8 protein-coding genes and 1 pseudogene are annotated in these 20,139 nt (G+C 31.9%); all 9 read left to right on the top strand.

Annotation, left to right across the window (positions count from 1 at the left end; translation table 11 throughout):
• Positions 1 to 846 precede the first annotated feature (846 nt).
• The 9 genes and pseudogenes from EYW44_RS21320 (at position 847) to EYW44_RS21360 (ending at position 20,098) form a co-directional block, all read left to right on the top strand.
• Positions 847 to 4,149 (top strand): RHS repeat domain-containing protein, encoded by a 3,303-nt coding sequence (locus tag EYW44_RS21320; RefSeq protein WP_132727714.1) that lies wholly within the window; start codon positions 847 to 849, stop codon positions 4,147 to 4,149.
• Positions 4,150 to 4,156: 7 nt separating this feature from the next.
• Entirely contained in the window at positions 4,157 to 7,915 is a 3,759-nt protein-coding gene (locus tag EYW44_RS21325) for a DUF6443 domain-containing protein (RefSeq protein WP_165872300.1), read from the top strand.
• Entirely contained in the window at positions 7,908 to 8,318 is a 411-nt protein-coding gene (locus tag EYW44_RS21330; protein WP_132727720.1) for a hypothetical protein, read from the top strand. The genes EYW44_RS21325 and EYW44_RS21330 overlap by 8 nt, the downstream gene beginning before the upstream one ends.
• A 209-nt stretch (positions 8,319 to 8,527) precedes the next feature.
• Positions 8,528 to 8,671, top strand: a pseudogene (locus EYW44_RS21335) (hypothetical protein); the annotation flags it as partial.
• 476 nt (positions 8,672 to 9,147) lie between these two features.
• Positions 9,148 to 11,424: an NADP-dependent malic enzyme gene (locus EYW44_RS21340; protein WP_132727723.1), complete on the top strand. Its 2,277-nt coding sequence runs from the start codon at positions 9,148 to 9,150 to the stop codon at positions 11,422 to 11,424.
• Between the two features lie 83 nt (positions 11,425 to 11,507).
• Positions 11,508 to 12,089: a Holliday junction branch migration protein RuvA gene (gene ruvA / locus EYW44_RS21345; RefSeq protein ID WP_132727726.1), complete on the top strand. Its 582-nt coding sequence runs from the start codon at positions 11,508 to 11,510 to the stop codon at positions 12,087 to 12,089.
• Between the two features lie 5 nt (positions 12,090 to 12,094).
• Positions 12,095 to 19,342, top strand: a complete 7,248-nt coding sequence (sprA, locus tag EYW44_RS21350) for a T9SS outer membrane translocon Sov/SprA (protein WP_132727729.1) — start codon at positions 12,095 to 12,097, stop codon at positions 19,340 to 19,342.
• Positions 19,343 to 19,371: 29 nt separating this feature from the next.
• Positions 19,372 to 19,752 carry a glycine cleavage system protein GcvH gene (gene gcvH, locus EYW44_RS21355; RefSeq protein ID WP_132727732.1) on the top strand — a complete coding sequence of 127 codons (381 nt, stop codon included), beginning with the start codon at positions 19,372 to 19,374 and terminating at the stop codon, positions 19,750 to 19,752.
• Positions 19,742 to 20,098: a VanZ family protein gene (locus EYW44_RS21360; protein ID WP_243643713.1), complete on the top strand. Its 357-nt coding sequence runs from the start codon at positions 19,742 to 19,744 to the stop codon at positions 20,096 to 20,098. Before gcvH ends, EYW44_RS21360 begins: the two co-directional genes overlap by 11 nt.
• The last annotated feature ends 41 nt before the right edge of the window (positions 20,099 to 20,139 follow it).

Consider the following 20,139-nt stretch of genomic DNA (forward strand, 5'->3'; position numbering starts at 1 on the left):
AAGAGTTATAAAAATAGCTATTGCTAATAAACTTTTAAAACAAGCTTTTGCAATAGCTAATTCTAAGCAAAAATATATAGAAAATTATCAAGAAAATATTTGTTTTTAAGCACAGTTCATTCCGAAGTAGTGGAACGAATGAAGGAATCTCTTTATTGTTAAAAAGATTGTTCATTTGTATGTGTAATAGACATAAATCGTCAGCAACCATTGCAGCGTTATTTACAATAACAACAACCTTTTTAAGCAATGATTGAATTTGTTCAATAAGAAAAATCTTCTTTATTTCGGTTGTATCTGAAATTTAAGAAGAAAAAAATTGATCAAGACCTTTTTTGTAAAACATCAAGACCGAAACTAGTTTCGATCTTGATGTTTTTTTGATTTTATAAGGTTGGTTTTGTTGTTGAAATCAATAAAAAGTAGTGTTTAAAGCATAAAAAAACTCAAGCCGATAAGGCTTGAGTCAATGTAAGAGCTAATTAAACAATTAATTAGTGTTTTGTGATTGCATTATGTTTGCTGTAATCTTTTGAAAAGGTGTGGGTAAACCAGGTTAATTTAGTTGAGATTTTATGTTGTTTGTAAATGATGTAAGAGGTTGTTGTCATAACTTTTTTAATTGTAATATTATGAGGTTTTGGTTTTATGACAAAATTAAATTTCAAGGTTTGCAGGTTAATTTGCAATGGTTGTAGGAGAAATATAGCTCATTAATTGATATTATCTAGATAGCTTTAAAGTCAAATAAAAAGAAAACAATTTAGTTTGATTTATAAATAATAACAACCTACATTTGTGTAAAAATAATTGTTTAATATAAATTGCTAAAAACCAAATATTTTTATGAAAAAATTAGTTGTGAGTATCGCTATGATACTTGGTATGTTCATGGTTCATGGACAAGATTTGCCAGAAATTGTTCCACCTAGTCCAGAGGCAACGTCGTTGGCTAAATTTACTGACATTCCTGTATCACATCATACAGGTCTGCCCAATATTTCAATACCTATATATACTATTCAAGAAAATGGAATTTCGGTGCCTATTGGTATTAGTTATCACGCTAGAGGTGTACAAGTATCTGAGTTGGCATCAAGAGTAGGAATGGGATGGAGTTTAAATGCAGGAGGTGCAATTACCAGACAAGCAAGAGATGGAGCCGATGATGTTGTGGTTGGTAAAGTAAATACAAAAACGTATATAGATTCAGATTATTTTACTAATTTTTTTGATAATACAACTGAAGGAGCAAACAAAAGAGCTACTCTTTTCAATCAAATGTACGACCCAGCAGTTGGTGTAGTAGGTGAAATGAAACGTGTCCCTTTTGATTTTGTTCCAGATCAATTTATGTTCAATTTTTTAGGGTATTCAGGTAAGTTTATTTTTGATCAAAAAAGTAAAGAAATAATTATCCAGAAATATTCAGATTTAAAAATAGAACCTATCTGGACAGAGCCTGGAGAAAACAACAGAATGATTAAAGCATTTAAAGTTACTACACCAACAGGAGTTGTTGCTTTTTTTGGAATGAACGAAGCTAAAACAAGAAAAGCTAGAGATTTTAATAAAAATAGCGCATCAGGTTATTTCAATCATAATGTAGAAATGCAAGTAAATACTAGTGTTGAGAACTCTTTAGGATATTCTTCATGGCATTTAATGGAGGTGATTAGTGTAACAGGAGAAAAAATATCTTTTTATTACGAGAAAGAAGAACCTCGTTACATTAGAAGATCATATGATCAATTACAGAATCGTCTTCCTTCATCTTATTTTTCAGAAGCCAATCCGGAGCAGTATCAAATAAAAGAAATACAGTTTTCAAGTGGAAAAGTTGAGTTTGTTAAAGGAGCTAAAAGAGAAGATCTAAATAATGCCTATACATTAGAACAGATAAAAGTTACCAATTCAAATAATCAATTTATAAAAGGGTATAAATTTATACACGAATATAGTACTAGTACAGATCAGAATAAAGGAAATCACATTGCACGCTATTTAACAATGGATCAGACTGGAACTAAACGATTGTTTTTAGAAAATATTCAAAAAGTTGATGAAGATTTAGTTGAAGAAAACCAATATACATTTATATATAATGATATAAATGCGTTGCCAAATCGTTTTTCAAATTCTCAAGACGCTTGGGGTTATTATAATGGAGCAAATAATGGTAGTTTTTTAAGTTTTTTTAGTTACGGAACCACCAACATAGATCGTTCGGTAAATCCTTTAAATGCTCAAAAAGGATTGCTTACTAAAGTAATATATCCTACAGGAGGAGATGCTGAATATGAATATGAAAAAAACATAGCAGTGTTACCAAGCTATTTTAAAAATACAATACTTTACAACAACACAAATGAATTAAAACTAAAAGTAGGAGACTTAGTTAAAAGTTTAAGTGCATGGAAAGGTACATATTATGAATCAGAATCATTTGAGATATCTTCACGTAAAGAAGGTCCAGTAACATCTACTATAACAATTGCTCCTGGTACAAATTGCAATCCTTTACAACCAACAGTAAATTGCGATTACAGAGTTCAATTAATAGGTCAAAATAATTCCTATGTTCTTAATATAGGAAAACACGATAATGGGGCTATTCAGCCAGGTATGTATAAAATAAAGGTAACACCAAGAAATCCCTCAAGAGAAAATATAAGTGTAAATAGTCAAGATGAAACGTTTTTTGAAACATCTTTTGGAGTTCTTTTACAATGGAGGGAACCAGAGAATTTTGATGAAGATTTACCTGAGCATATAGATGTGGCAGGAAGTAGAATAAAGAGAATTACTTTAAATAAAGGGAGGGTTGATGAAATTATAAAAGAGTATGAATATAAAGAAAGAGACAATAGTAGTAGTGGTAGAGTTTTTTCACCTCCTGCTTATTTTCATATAAGAAGAGGTGTTAATGGACTTCCGATTACTGAAGATAAACATGGAGCAAAGCCTGGTTCGCCATTAACATATTTTCAAGGGAATTTTATTGGTTATAGTAATGTAAAAGAATATTATATAAAATCAGGTGTAAGAACAAATGTTATTGAATATGATTTTACCAATTTTGAAAATGGAGGAGAATTTTATACCACACCTTATACTTTACCTACAGACAATGAGTGGCTGAGAGGTAGTTTAATTAAAACTACATATTATGAAAAAGTTGGAAATAATTATCATCCGATAAAAAAAGTAGAAAACCAATATAGATATGATAATATTGTGTCAGTTATTCCTAGGTCTGTTTTAGATTTAAATGTAGGTGGTTATCAAAAAAATAACGTGACATTTAAAGCTAAGTTGGCAATGTTTTCTCCAGATTTTACATTTAAGCCTTATTACATAACCTCTGGTACTATGGACTTACATAGCACAACAGAAACAAATCATCATGATTCAGGCAATGTTACTACTAGCACAACTCATTTTTATAATTACAATAACAATTATCAAATAGCAGGTTCAGAAGTGGTTAATAGCAAAGGAGAAACTTTAAAAACGGAGAATACTTACCCAGAAGCTGGATCACGATTATACAATGAAAATCGTATTGCTTCTCCAATAGAAATAATAACTTCGAAAAAAGTAGGAAGTAATATTGATATTTTAAGTACACAAAAAACTATTTATGCTGATTTTCATAGGAATTACTTACCAAGTACAGTTCAAACATTAAAAGGAAAGCAAACAAGTACTAATTTGTTTGAAGATCGCATTGTGTATCACAATTATGATGATCAAGGAAACCCTACAGAAGTTAGTAAAAAAGATGGTACTAAAATCTATTATGTTTGGGGATATGAAAAGAGTCAACCTATAGCAAAAATAGAAAATTTCACTTCATTAAGTAGTAGTCAACAATCAGCAATTAACGAAGCAGTAACAGCTTCAAATTCAGATATAGATACAGCGAGTGAAGATAGCTTACGTGCTAAATTAACTTTGTTAAGAAATGCATTTTCAAGCGCCCAAGTAACTACTTTTACTTACGATCCGTTAATAGGAGTCACTAGTATTACAGACCCAAGAGGAGAAGTAATATATTACGAATATGACAACTTTAATAGATTACATTTTATAAAAGATGCATCAGGAAATCTTATTAAAGAACACAGATACAACTATAAAAACTAATATAGCTATGAGAAAAATTTTATTAGTATTTTTAATACAGTTGCCCTTATTATTACTAGGGCAAGTAAAAGATAATGAAGTAATAGAAAACGAAACTATTACAGGTAAAGTAGAGGTAAAAGCTACTAATAGTATTACCATAAAACCTACTACTATCATTAGAGCAGGTTCAGATTTTACAGCACAAATAGTTTCAGATACTTATTTACCATTAAGTTTAAATAGCAATGAGAACTATGTGTTTACTAGAGATTATCAAATAGCTACTACTAGTACAACCGTAGCAGAGAACAGTGATGTTATAGAGTCGATAGCATATTTTGATGGTTTGGGAAGAGCAAAACAAAGCATTGGTATCAAACAATCACCTACAAAAAAAGATATTGTTACTCATGTAGAGTATGATGATTTGGGTAGACAAGTAGACGAGTTTTTACCATACGTAACTACGCAAAGTAATGGAGCTATTGTATCAGGAGCAAAAACAGCAACACAAGAATATTACAAAACAAACTATGCTGATGATTTCCCTGGTGTAACAGAGGTAAATTTAATCAATGCATTTTCAAGAAAAGCGTTTGATAACTCTCCATTAAACAGAGTAAAAAAACAAGCAGCACCTGGATACGATTGGCGTTTAAACGGTGGTCATGAAATAAAGTTTGACTATCAAACCAACAGGACTAACGAAGTTCGTTTGTTTACAGTATCAATCACAGCAAGTAACAATGTGTTTACACCAAGTTTAGCAGGAGGAACAAGTTATTATGCTGCAGGAGAGTTATACAAAACAGTAACTAAAGATGAGAATCATGATGGTACAGCAAGTACTTTACATACGACAGAAGAGTTTAAAAACAAACAAGGACAAGTAGTTTTAAAAAGAACCTATGCATTGGTAGGTTCAAATAGTGAGGCTCACGATACGTATTATGTATACGATGATTTTGGGAATTTAACTTATGTATTACCTCCAAAAGTAGACCTATCATCTGGAGTAGTTACAACTACTGAATTATCTGAGTTATGTTATCAATATGAATATGATTACAGAAACAGATTGGTAAAAAAGAAAATACCAGGAAAAGCATGGGAATATATTATATACGATAAACTAGATCGTCCTGTATTAACACAAGATGCCTATTTAAGAAGAAATAATAGATGGTTGTTTACCAAATACGATGCTTTAGGTAGAGTAGTATACACAGGAATTTACAAGCATAGCAGTACGCTTTCACAGCTAGCAATGCAAAACCATTTTAATACAGAAAACAATACAGCAAGTAAGTATTACGAAACAAAATTAACATCAGCAGGAACACAAGGAGTGTATTACAGTAGTAATAACTTTCCAAGTACTGGTTTAGAAGTGTTAACTGTTAATTATTATGATAATTATACGTTTGATGTAAAAGAAGCATCAACCACTGTAGTATTGTATAATAATTCATCGCAAAATTCTACGTCACGATTAAAAGGATTGGCAACAGGATCAAAAGTAAAAGTATTAGATACTGATAAATGGATTACTACGGTTACTTGTTACGATGAAAAGGCTCGCCCTGTTTATGTGTACTCACATAATGAATATTTAGGAACAACTGATATTATGGAGAGCGAATTAGATTTTGTTGGCAAGGTATTAGAAACTAAAACAAGTCATACAAAATCAGGAAACGCAGCCATCGTTACAGTTGATAGTTTTGAATACGATCATGCAGCACGATTAAAGAGCCAAACGCAAAAGATCAATAGCCAAGAAGAAGAAGTAATTGTATCAAACAATTATGATGAGTTAGGTCAATTAACGAATAAAGAAGTTGGTGGTGGCTTACAAAAAGTAGATTATAAGTACAATGTACGTGGTTGGTTAACTAATATTAACGACGATGCAAATAATAATGACAATGATTTGTTTAACTTTAGCATAAAGTATAACAGACCAACATCAGATGGAGTGGCATTATTTAACGGAAACATATCGCAAACAAGTTGGAATAGCCTAAGTGAAAGCACAGCGGGTAGTACTGCTTTAAATGAGTATTCATATGCCTATGATGCGTTAAATAGATTAACAGCAGCAACAGGTACAGAAACATCAAATTACAATGTTTCTGGGATTACTTATGATAAGAATGGAAATATTAAAACACTAAATCGAAATGGTTGGCAGAATAGTTCCAATTATAGAGATATGGATAAATTAGTGTATACTTATGATGATGGAAATAAATTGAAGAAATTATTAGATAACGGAAATGATACTTATGGTTTCAAAGATGGAGCGGATGTAAATACCGAATATATTTATGACACAAATGGTAATATGGTACTTGATAGTAACAAAGGAATTGGAAGCATTACCTACAATCATTTGAATTTACCAACACAAGTGTTGATGGGAGGGGTAGATAAAACTGTAGAAGCAACTAGAGATAAAATAGAGTATGTTTATGATGCTACAGGAGTAAAACTATCAAAAAAAGTTACAGAAGTAGTAGGTAATGGAACACAAAAAAGACCTCTTACACAGGTTACGTTAACTACATATGCAGGTAATTATATATACAAAGGAAATGCATTACAATTCTTTAACCACTCAGAAGGATATATAAAACCCGTCATTGCGAGCGGTAGCGTGGCGATCTCATCATTTGAGTACGTATATCAATACAAAGACCATTTAGGAAATGTACGTTTATCGTATACAGATAATGATAAAAATGGTGTTATTGATGCTGGTACAGAAATTATTGAGGAAAGTAATTATTATCCTTACGGGTTAAAGCACCGAGGTTACAACGACGTAGTTCAACCGCATGGAAACTCAGTGGCTCAGAAGTTTGGCTTTGGAGGAAAAGAATTAAACGAAGAACTTGGTTTAGGATGGCACGACTTCGGTGCTAGAAATTATGATGCTAGTTTAGGACGTTGGATGAACCTTGACCCACTTGCTGATAAAAATAGTTCATGGACACCTTTTAGATATGGATATAATAATCCTGTTAAATTCGTCGATCCAGATGGGCGATATGAAAGAGATGGACATTATTGGACTGTATATTTAGCCGCTATATTAACAGGGCATCAAGACCCGCCTTCAATAGCTTATTGGGCAGAAGAACCAGATCATGTAATGTCTGAAAAAGGAGATATTATTAGAGCTACTAATACTTGGCTTCTTCCACAATGGCAAGACGAAGTACATGCCCTAACTGGTGGTAGTGCAGTTAATGAAAGGAGAATATCTAGAAATATGTATCATGGATCTAATAGCTATTTAACAAAAGGATACGCTCTGCATAGACTTGGAGATAGTTACGCCCACTCTAAAGATAATGGACAAATGCATGCATGGTTGTATGGTCACCTTTTTCAAGGTCATGCTCCTGATAAAATAGCGAAGAGACCAGAACTTTATTTAGAGTATGTTCAAGATTTATTGGGTACCTTAGGTAATCAGAATGTTGATACTTTTACTTTTGATTATGTAGCTAATAATGGTGGTAGTACAGAGGAAAATAGTGCTATTTTTGAAACAGAAGTTAGGATAAGAGAAGGACAATCTGTCTTTAGTGTTAAAGGAAATCAGAATAGAACAATACAGAAATATAATAAAGCTAGGAATAAAAAATATGGTACTAGTAATAAAGTCAAAACACATTCCGCGGAAGTTTACATAATGAAACAAAATAAAAATGGAGAATGGGTCCAAACTGGTGAAAAAGAAAGACGAACCTTTGTAATGTATACACATGAATAGAAAAAAAATAATTTTATTAGGCACCTTAACCTATATTTTAGGTCTTATATTATTCAATATCTTTAATTACACTTTAAATATTGTTTTACCTGAATTTAAAGATTGGGAGTTGTTTAGTTTTAACTTTTATGGGAGTTTGTTGTTTTATATTATATCAATGGTTTTATATATCATACTTTTTATTTTGGTAAAGACATTGAAAATTAATAGTCTTATATTATTAGTTATTCTGGTTTTATTACCTGAAATTCCAGCAATTTTTATGGCGGGAAACTCTATAATAATATCAATATTTACAACAATGGTAAAAGATCAGAATTATACGTTATTATTATATCCATTAACTATTATTATAGCTTACTTTTTAAGTAAAAAAATTATTGATTTAAAAATGAAAGATTGATAATTTAATCTAAAAAATAAAACTATAATTTATTTAAAGTCAGTAGTTAATATTTAAATACTACTGACTTTTCGAGTTCATTGAAATAGCTTTTAAAATTTTAGAAAGAGGTTAAAAATATTTAAAAGTGGAAAAAATGGTAAGTAGCTGATTTTCCTTTTGGACTTAAACATAAAGGGTACAATAACGTAACGAATTCGCTAGGAAACAGTACCGCGCAAAAATGGAAATTTAGAAATAAAGAATTAGAAGAAGAATTAGGATTAAATCTTTATGATTACCAAGCTAGAAGATACGATCCTGCTATTGCACGTTGGACATCCCCCGCTCGCGCCCGAATAAATAAAAAGTAGTGGCTCGTGCTCGACTCTGTCGAGTACCGTCCTAGTAAGTCAAAGTAGAATAACTATATAAACTACCTTAATTATAATGATTGAGGTAGTTTTTTATATTTGAAAAGCTATGAGTAGAGCCTGTAAATCTGATAATAGATCAAGATTATATTTTTTGCAGGTTTGTAAGTTTATTTAGTCAATGAGTCACTCGACAGGAGACGAGTGCTAACGAGTACTAACATAACATTTGAAGAGAGTTTAAAGATTTTGAAATCGTTTATAAGGCTTTGCCTAAAAAAGTATCTAGCTAGTTTAGATTGGTAAAGAATAACCCAAGAACAATTCCAATCGTTAAAGCACAGAATCATTAAAAAACAAACGCACAATATTAAAAGAAAAAAGATAATATTGATGAAACTTACATTTTAACAAACATAAAGAGGCTGCATAACGAAAAAAGTTATATTTGTTTGTTCAAACAAACAACTAGGAATATGAGTCAATCAAGAAAGCGACGTGAAGCATTACTGTATCATGCAAAGCCTAAACCAGGTAAAATATCAGTAGTGCCAACTAAAAAATATGCGACCCAACGAGACTTATCGTTAGCATATTCGCCAGGAGTAGCAGAGCCATGTTTAGAAATTGCCAAAGACAAAAACAATGTATACAAATACACTACTAAAGGAAACTTAGTAGCGGTAATATCAAACGGAACAGCCGTTTTAGGATTAGGAGATATAGGTCCGGAAGCCTCAAAACCTGTAATGGAAGGAAAAGGATTACTATTCAAAATATTTGCAGACATAGATGTATTTGATATTGAAGTAGACGCCACAGATATAGATAAGTTTGTAGAAACGGTAAAAGCCATAGCACCTACTTTTGGAGGTATTAACTTAGAAGATATAAAAGCGCCAGAAGCTTTTGAAATAGAGCGACGCTTAAAAGAAGAGTTAGACATTCCGGTAATGCACGACGACCAACATGGTACGGCAATTATTTCAACAGCAGCATTAAAAAATGCTTTAGAGATAAACGGAAAAAACATTGAAGATGTACAAATAGTAGTGAATGGAGCAGGAGCTGCAGCTATTTCATGTACACGATTATACGTAGCACTTGGAGCAAAACTAGAGAACATTATTATGTGCGATAGTAAAGGAGTGATACGAAAAGATAGAGATAATTTAACGGCACAAAAAGCAGAATTTGCCACTGATAAAGATGTAGATACTTTAGAAGAAGCAATGAATAATGCGGATGTGTTTATAGGATTATCAAAAGGAAACATTGTAACACCAAAAATGTTGCTGTCAATGGCAAAAAATCCAATAGTATTTGCCATGGCGAATCCTGAGCCAGAAATAGCGTACGATTTAGCAGTAGCAACAAGAGATGATATTATTATGGCTACAGGTAGATCAGATCATCCAAATCAGGTGAATAACGTACTTGGATTTCCTTTTATCTTTAGAGGAGCTTTAGATGTTAGAGCAACTAAAATTAATGAAGAGATGAAAATGGCAGCTGTACATGCATTGGCTGACTTAGCTAAAAAAACAGTGCCAGAACAAGTAAATATTGTATACGATCAGGTAAGCCTTTCTTTTGGTAAAGATTATATTATACCAAAACCTTTTGATCCAAGATTGATTTATGAAATACCACCAGCAATTGCCAAAGCAGCCATTGAAAGCGGCGTAGCTAAAGAACCAATTGAAGATTGGGTGAAATACAAGGAAGAGTTAATGGATAGATCTGGGACAGGAAGTAAAGAAATTAGAATGCTTCACAACAGGGCTAGAAATAATCCGAAGAGAATTGTGTTTGCAGAAGCAGATCATTTAGATGTATTAAAAGCAGCACAAAGAGTATATGACGAAAAAATAGGAATTCCGATTTTACTTGGAAATAAAGAAGTGATTTTTGAGTTAAAAGAAGAATTAGGTTTTGATGCTGATGTAACGGTAATAGATCCTAAAACTCCAGAAGAAAAAGAGCGTAGAGAGCAGTTTGCAGAAACCTTATGGAAGCGTAGAAATAGAAAAGGAATTACACTTTTTGAAGCGCAGAAAAGAATGCGTGAAAGAAACTACTTTGCTGCCATGATGGTAAATGAAGGTGAAGCTGATGGATTGATTACAGGGTATTCTAGACCATATTCATCTGTAGTAAGACCTATTTTAGAGTTAATTCCTAGAGATAGAAGTGTTACTAAGGTGGCAGCAGCAAACTTAATGTTGACCAAACAAGGACCGATGTTTTTGGCAGATACTACCATCAACATAAACCCTACAGCAAAAGAGCTAGCTAAAATTACACACTATACAAGTATTTTGGCTAAGATGTTTGGAATGACACCGCATGTTGCGATGCTAGGTTTTTCTAACTTCGGATCAACAAAATCTGAAACTTCAACAAAAATTAGCGAAGCAGTAGCTTACATGCATCAACATTATCCAGATTTAGTGGTTGATGGAGAGATTCAAGCAGATTTTGCCTTGAATGGTGAGATGTCTTCAGAAAACTTCCCATTTTCTAAATTAAACGGAAAAAAAGCAAATGTGTTGATATTTCCAAATTTAGAATCGGCAAACATTACGTACAAATTAATGAAGGAAGCAAATGGAGTAGAATCTATTGGTCCGATCTTACTAGGTTTAAGTAAACCAGTGCATGTGTTGCAATTAGGGGCAAGTGTAGACGAGATTGTAAACATGACAGCGGTAGCCGTAGTAGATGCACAAGAACGAGAAAAATATAAGTAAAGTAATTAATAAGTAACAAAATACAGGTTTTAGAATAGGGAAAAATTTCCTACTTTAGGCGTCTGTTAAACAGCAGCCAAATAATGATAACTCAAATTAAAGGTAGATTAGTTGAAAAAAACCCTACGTTTGTGGTGGTAGATTGTAATGGGTTAGGGTATCTACTTCATATTTCTTTAACAACTTATGCAGCATTACCTTCAGATGAAAATGTATTGTTGTACACACACTTAAGCATTCGAGAAGATGCGCACACTTTATATGGTTTTATCGATAAAGTAGAGAGAGAGATTTTTAAGTTATTAATTTCTGTTTCAGGTGTTGGTCCAAGTATTGCACGAACAATGCTTTCTTCAATGAGTTCAGAAGAAATTCAGCAAGCCATTGCGTCAGAAAATGTAAAACTGATTCAATCGGTAAAAGGAATTGGAGCTAAAACAGCACAAAGAGTCATTATTGATCTGAAAGAAAAGATATTAAAAGCATTTAATATAGATGAAGTTTCTGTGGTAGAAAGCAATACAAATAAAGAAGAAGCGTTATCTGCTTTAGAGGTATTGGGTTTTGTAAGAAAACAAGCAGACAAAGTCATCACAAATATTTTAAAAGAATCGCCTTCAGCTACCGTTGAGGAACTGATAAAAAAGGCCCTGAAAAATCTGTAAAAGAGTTGAAAGAAAATTTTCGCAATAGATGCTTAACAGCACTTGCTATACTAGCAAGTGTTGTTTTATTTGCTCAAAAGTCAAATAACGATTCATTAAACACACAAAAAAAAGATACTGTAATTCCATTAAAATATAATTTTAAAGCGGATCAAAAAGGAAATCTTTTTTTAAACAGTCCTGTGCAAAAAACAGTAACTTTCGATAAATCAATCAACAAATTTGTAATTGTTGAAAAGATTGGTGATTATATGATAGGAACTCCTATTTATTTAACACCAAGAGAGTATGATAAATATCGTTTAAAAAATGACCTGAATGGGTATTTTAAAGAAAAGGTAGATGCTGCCAATCCTAATAAAAAAGGAAACAAAGCACGTAAAAATCTATTGCCAAAGTATTACGTAAACTCAAAGTTTTTTGAATCTGTTTTCGGAGGAACTGAAGTAGAGGTTACACCAAGTGGACAGATAAGTATTAAGTTAGGAGGGATTTATCAGAACACAGAAAACCCTCAAGTATCTATAGAAAATCAAAGTAGTTTTACTTTTGATTTTGATCAGCAAATTAGTGCAAGTTTACAAGCTAAAATAGGTACAAGATTACAAGTAACAGCAAACTACGATACACAATCTACTTTCGATTTTCAGAATGTTGTAAAAATTGAATATACACCTACAGAGGATGATATTATTCAGAAAATAGATGCAGGTAACGTAAACTTACCTATTAAAAACTCCTTAATTCAAGGAGCACAGGCTTTATTTGGTGTACGTGCCGATTTACAGTTTGGTAAAACAACCATTAGAACTGCTTTTTCACAACAAAATTCACAGTCTAGATCTGTAGTAGCGCAAGGAGGATCGGTAATTCAGCCTTTTGAATTAAGAGCAACCGATTATGATAATGACAGACACTTCTTCTTATCTCAGTTTTTTAGAAAAAATTACAAGAGTGCTTTAATAAACTATCCATTAATTAGTAGTCCGATTAATATTAATAGAATTGAAGTTTGGATTACCAATAGAAATCAGAATGTAAATGATTTTAGAAGTATTGTAGCTTTTGCCGATTTAGGTGAATCGGAATATGAAGATATGGTGAGTGCAAGCTTTGATGCTGCCGGTACTGCTTTAGAAGATTATGTAGATGTAATTACAAATCCTATTTTTATTAGTAGAGTAGAGTTAGGTAGTACAACACCAGTAACAAAGAATCTTCCTTATAATGGTGTAAACGATATTAATGATTTATTGACACCAAATAGCGGGATTAGAAATATTGCTACGTTGAATGATGCTGTGCCAGCACAAATGATTCAAGGTAGAGATTATTCGTATTTACAAAACGCGAGAAGATTACAACCAAACGAATTTACATTACATCCGCAATTAGGTTTTATCTCATTGAACAGAAGATTAAATGATGGTGAAGTATTAGCGGTTGCTTATGAATATACAGTAGTTGGAGCTCAACAAACAGGAGGAACAGTATCAGAAACGACATTTAAAGTAGGAGAATTTTCTAACGATGGTGTAAATGCACCTGCTAATATTGCAGTTAAATTATTACGTAGTGAAATACTAACAACAACAAGACAAGAACCAAATGTTCCTGAAAAAGATAGAGGTTTCCCAACATGGCGTTTAATGATGAAAAACGTATATGCATTAGGAGCAGTTCCTTTAAATCAAGAAGGTTTCCGTTTTGAGTTAATGTATAGAGATGATCAATTAGGAGTTCAGCAAAATACACTTCAAGAGGCAAATGATGCCGCAATTAAAAATAGGACTCTATTAAATTTATTTCAAATAGATAAATTAGATCAGAGTCAATTTAGAGTTGATAATGGAGATGGTTTCTTTGATTATGTAGAAGGAGTAACAGTAAATTCAACCAAAGGTTTGATTTATTTTCCAGAACCAGAACCATTTGGTCAAGATTTAGAAGACAGGATTGTTGATGCAGGGGATCAAAATAAGTATTTATTTAAAGATTTATACTTAACTACTAAAATTCAAGCGAAAAACGAATTTCAAAATAAAGATAAGTTCTTTTTAAAAGGATATTTTAAATCTGATGCAAGTAGAGGTATTTCTTTAGGAGCGTTTAACATTCCAAGAGGATCTGTAAATGTTACTGCTGGTGGAAGAACATTAGTAGAAGGAGTAGATTACGTTGTAGATTATCAGTTAGGTAAAGTACAAATATTAGATCCAGGATTAGAAGCTTCTGGAGTTCCAATTAACGCATCTGTAGAAAATAATACGTTCTTTAATCAGCAAAGAAAAACATTCTTTGGAGTAGATGTTGAACATAAAATTAATGAGAACTTTGTACTTGGAGCTACATTTTTAAATGTAAGTGAGCAGCCAATTACACCAAAAATTAATTTTGGAGCAGAGCCAATTGACAATGTAATGTTAGGTTTTAATTTAGATTTTTCTTCTGAAGTACCTTACTTAACAAAATTAGCGAATAAATTACCTTTCGTAGAAACAGATGCACCGTCAAATGTTTCTGTAAGAGCAGACATGGCTTATTTATTACCAGGTTCACCAAGTGGAATTGATGTAAATGGTGCGGCAACTTCATATTTAGATGATTTTGAAGCCACTCAAATTCCAATTAACTTAACAACACCAGATCAATGGGTGTTGGCAAGTACGCCTATTGGTAATGGAGTAACAGATCCTTTTAATGGGCAATCGCCAGGATTAGATTATAACTACGAAAGAGGTAAGTTAGCATGGTATAGTATTGATCAGTTATTTTATACAAGTGGAGCTAACAGACCTTCAAATATTGACGATATTGAATTATCAAGAAACGAGGTAAGACAGGTAAGTTTTTCTGAATTATTTCCGAATACAGATTTAGATATTACACAGTTAAATTTAGTACGTACGTTAGATTTAGCTTACTATCCGCAAGAAAGAGGTCCTTATAACTTCAATCCTACTTTTGGTGCAGCTGAAGATAAATGGGGAGGGATAATGAGAGCCTTAACAACTACTAATAACTTTGAGCAAGCAAATGTTGAGTACATTCAGTTTTGGTTAATGGATCCTTATGAAGGATATTCTATTACAGCTGAAGAAGGATTACCAGCAGGAGCAAATCCGAGTGATGAAACACAACAAGGTGAGTTATTCATTAACTTAGGTAACATCTCAGAAGATATTCTTAGAGATTCACAAAAGCAGTTTGAGAATGGATTATCAACAACTCAAAATCCAGCTCCAGAAGTAGAAACAGCATGGGGGGTTGTGCCAAGAAATCCATCTATATTATATGCATTTAGTAATGATATAGATGAAAGAGTGCAACAAGATGTTGGTTTAGATGGATTAAATGATCAAGAAGAAAGAACAAAATTCCCTGCTTTTGCAGAGTTAGAAGATCCAGCAGGAGATAACTTCCAGTTTTTTAGAGGAAGCGAATTAGATGCTATTGATGCAACGGTTTTAAGAAGATATAAAAATTACAACGGTACTCAAGGTAACTCACCAACCATTGATCAGTCTTCAGAAGATTTTCCAACATCAGCATCAACATATCCAGATACAGAAGATATCAACCGAGATCAAACAATGAATCCGGTTAGTGCATACTTTGAATATAATGTATCATTAAAAAAGAGTGATTTAGTAAAAGGTTCTAACTTTATTGTAGATGTAAAATCTGAACCAATCACATTACCAAACGGACAAACAAGAACTACTAACTGGTATCAATTTAGAATTCCAGTAAGAACTGGTTTTTCTCAAGCCGTAGGAGGAATTACAGATTTTAATAGTATTCGTTTTATGCGTATGTACTTAACAAAGTTTGGAATGCCAGTTGTTTTACGTTTTGCAGAATTAGAATTAGTTCGTGGAGATTGGAGACGTTATACTAAAACATTAGATCCAACAATTCCTGAAGATGATTTAGATGCAACGGAATTGAATAACTTTGAGGTTGGAGTTGTAAGTATTGAACAGAATGATGATAGGTATGAGTTGCCACCAGGAATTCCAAGAGAGCAATTACAAGGAACAAACAGAGTTCAGCGTCAAAACGAACAATCATCAACAATTACAGTAACAGAATTAGAGTCTGGAAAAACAAGAGCTATATTTAAAAACATTAGTATTGATTTACGTAGATATAAAAACTTACGTATGTTTTTACATGCTGAAAAAGTGCCTGGATTTGACAATTTAGGAAACGGAGATATGGTAGCTATTATTCGTTTAGGTACCGATTTAAATGATAACTATTACGAAATTGAAAAGCCATTAAACTTATCAACGTCTAGTGTTACTTCTTTAGATGTTTGGCCAGCGGAAAATAACTTAGAGGTTCCTTTAGAAGAGTTATCTGCATTAAAATTAGAAAGAGATGGAACTTCTGGTATAACAGCAACAGATATTTTTGAAAGTGCTACTACTAACGGATTAGTAATAAAAGTAAAAGGTAACCCAACGTTAGCACAGGTAAGAACGGTAATGTTAGGGGCTAAAAACGTTTCTACCACTGGAAATAAAAGTGCAGAAATTTGGTTTAACGAATTAAGAGCAGTTGATTTTGATAATGATGGTGGGTGGGCTGCTGTATTAAATGCCGATGCAAATTTAGCCGATGTTGCAGATGTTTCTTTAGCAGGTAGAATGTCTACTGTTGGTTTTGGTAATGTTGACCAAAGAGTACAAGAAAGAAGTTTAGAAGAAGCAAAGCAATATAATGTATCTACCAATGTTCAATTAGGTAAAATGATGCCTAAAAAATGGAACATGCAGGTACCAATGAGTTATAGTTATGGAGAGGAGTTTGTTGATCCAAAATTTGATCCACAATCTCAAGACATCGAATTATCTAAAGCAAGAGATGTTTTAAATAATGCTCCTGCAAGTGCTCAAAGAGATAAAGCATTAGAAAATTTAAATAATGCACAAGACTATACAAGAAGAAAGAGTATTAGTTTTATTAATGTAAAGAAAAATAGAAATCCGAAAAGTGATAAAAAGCCTAAGTTTTATGATGTAGAAAACTTTTCAGCTTCTTATTCTTTTAATGAAGAGTTTCATAAAGATTATAACATAGAGCAATTTGTGAATCAAAATGTGATGGCAGGTGCTAGTTATAACTTTAGTTTTGCTCCTTATGTAATAGAGCCTTTTAAAAAGTCGAAGAAATTAAAGAGTAAACATTGGAGATTTATTAAAGACTTAAACTTTAATCCAGTACCAAAGTCGCTTGCAATTAATTCGAAAATTAATAGAAATTATAACTTACAACAATCAAGAAACTTAATAGAAGGATTAACCGCTCAGCCAGAATTAATTCAGAGAAGATTTTTATTTGATTGGGATTATGCAATTGCTTTTGATTTAACAAAATCACTTCAATTAAACTTTAGAGCGACCAATAACTATATATATGATAGCTTTGGAAGCGATGAAGAGTTAGAGATTTTTGATCAATTTTTTACATTAGGTCGTCGTAATCAATATCACCAAACGTTAAATGCAACTTATAAGTTACCAATAAACAAGTTGCCTTATTTAAATTTTGTAACAGCTGATTATGGTTATGATGCTAATTTTGATTGGCAAGCTTCATCAAGAAGTACCATTACTGATCCTGTTACTAATTTACCAGTTAGTATAGAGGAGAAGATTGGTAATATGATTCAAAATTCGAACAAGCATAATATTAATGCTTCTATCGATTTTAAACGTTTTTATAAAACATTAGGTTTAGAGAAGTTATTATTATCAAAAGGAAAGAAAAACAAAAAAGTAAAAGGAAAGAAAGGCAAGATTGCTATAAAAGATAATAAGAAGCAAGTAGCTCAAAAGTTCAGATTAAAGAAGAATGCATCGTTTGGTAAAAAGTTATTAAAAGGAACTTATGATGTATTAACATCTGTAAAGAGAGCAAAAATTAGTTACTCTGAAGAAAATGGAACTTTATTACAAGGATTCATTCCTTCTACAGGATTCTTAGGAAGAGATAATTTTAATGGAAGTTTTGCACCTACTTTAGGATTTGTGTTTGGTAGTCAAACAGAAATTTTAACCGAAGCAATTAATAATGGTTGGATTGTTACCAGAGGTGAAAATGAAGAATACTTCAATAAGAATTATGGTAAAACAAATGCACAACGATTAGAGTACAATATTTCGGTTAAGCCATTCAAGGATTTTACAATTGATTTGAGAGGAAACAGAATTAAAACTTCAAACTTAACTCAGCAATTAGATGTTGTTGATTTTGGAGGTGGAGATATAAGACAAAATCAAGATTTAAGAGCATTTGAAACAGGTAACTTTAATATTAGTCATTTTATGTTAGGTACTATGTTTACAGATGGAGATATGTTATATGATAGATTCTTGGCTTATAGAAACGTTATTTCTGATAGATTGGAAACAGCAGCACAACCTAACAATGTTTTTGTAGGTGGAGTTGTAAGAGGATTTAAAAGAGAAGGGCAACAAGCAATGTTACCTGCGTTTTTAGCAGCTTATTCTGGATCTGACCCTAATTCTATAGATACAGGACTATTTAAAAATATTCCAATCCCTAACTGGACGATGAGATATAATGGTTTAATGAAGTTTAAATGGTTTAAGAAAAGATTCTCTTCATTTACATTATCGCATAGTTATAAATCATCTTATAGTATTTTAAATTACACTAACAATTTACAGTATAATCCAAGTGATTTAAGTTTAACAAATAGTTCGGGTAATTATCAACCAGAATTATTAATTTCGTCGGCAACATTAATAGATGAATTTTCACCTTTAATTAAATTAGATATGAAAATGCGTAATTCATTTTCTATTAGAGGAGAAATTAAAAAGGATAGAAGTTTAACCTTGAATTTTAATAATAACACACTAACAGATATTAAAGGAACAGAATATTTAGTTGGTTTTGGTTATCGATTAAAAGATGTTAAGATGACGACTAATATTACAGGTAAAAAAGAAGTGTTAAAAGGAGATATTAACTTTAGAGCAGATATTTCTTTGAGAGATAACTTAACATTGATTAGAGCCGTAGATGAAAATAATAGTCAAATTACAGGAGGAGAAACGTTATTTGGATTAAAGTTTTTAGCTGATTATAACTTGAATAAGAACTTATCGCTTTCAATGTATTATAATCATAATACTTTTAATTATGCCATTTCAACAAATTTCCCAAGACAGTCTATTAACGCAGGGTTTAACTTGGTATACAACTTAGGAAACTAAAATCAAATTATATATAAAATACAAATACAATGAATATTCCAGCAGAATTAAAATACACTAAAGATCACGAGTGGGTTAAAATTGATGGTGATACAGCAATAGTAGGAATTACAGATTTTGCTCAGAGTGAATTAGGTGATATTGTTTACGTAGATGTAGATACCTTAGACGATACCGTAGAGGTAAATGAGGTATTTGGTTCTGTAGAAGCTGTAAAAACAGTATCTGATTTATTTATGCCTTTAACAGGTGAGGTTGTTGAGTTAAATGAGAAGTTAGAAGATGAGCCTGAATTAGTAAATTCTGACCCTTATGGAGAAGGATGGATGATTAAAATTAAGTTATCTGATGCAAGTCAGGTAGAGAATTTGATTGATGCTGAAGCGTATAGAGCTCTTATTGAAGCATAATGCTATTTATTTAGCGGTATTCGTTACCATAGCAATTACTTTATTAAGCTTACTTAAGTTAGGAAAGCAACCTATGAATTTTACACATTCAGATAAAGTAAAGCATGCCTTTGCTTACTTTACGTTAACATTTTTATGGTTGTGTAGCTTTAAAAGTAAGTTTACGCTATATATAGTGTTGCTTTGCGTGTTGTTTGGAGTTTTAATGGAGTACTTACAAGGTACTATAACTACCTATAGAACTTTTGATTACGCAGATATGTTAGCAAATACAATTGGAGCGTTATTGGCATATTTTTTGATGCTTTTATTAAAAAAATCAAGCAATATGTTAAATAGCTTGTAAAAATCAAAAGAAATTAGTTAAATTAGCGAACTACTAAAAAC

The organism is Tenacibaculum sp. M341, from assembly GCF_004337695.1.
Lineage (GTDB): Bacteria > Bacteroidota > Bacteroidia > Flavobacteriales > Flavobacteriaceae > Polaribacter.

Excerpts from the sequence above, each read along its gene's own strand:
- EYW44_RS21325 (WP_165872300.1), top strand. The coding sequence starts at position 4,157 with ATGAGAAAAATTTTATTAGTATTTTTAATACAGTTGCCCTTATTATTA.
- gcvH (WP_132727732.1), top strand. The coding sequence starts at position 19,372 with ATGAATATTCCAGCAGAATTAAAATACACTAAAGATCACGAGTGGGTT.
- ruvA (WP_132727726.1), top strand. The coding sequence starts at position 11,508 with ATGATAACTCAAATTAAAGGTAGATTAGTTGAAAAAAACCCTACGTTT.
- EYW44_RS21340 (WP_132727723.1), top strand. The coding sequence starts at position 9,148 with ATGAGTCAATCAAGAAAGCGACGTGAAGCATTACTGTATCATGCAAAG.
- EYW44_RS21320 (WP_132727714.1), top strand. The coding sequence starts at position 847 with ATGAAAAAATTAGTTGTGAGTATCGCTATGATACTTGGTATGTTCATG.
- EYW44_RS21330 (WP_132727720.1), top strand. The coding sequence starts at position 7,908 with ATGAATAGAAAAAAAATAATTTTATTAGGCACCTTAACCTATATTTTA.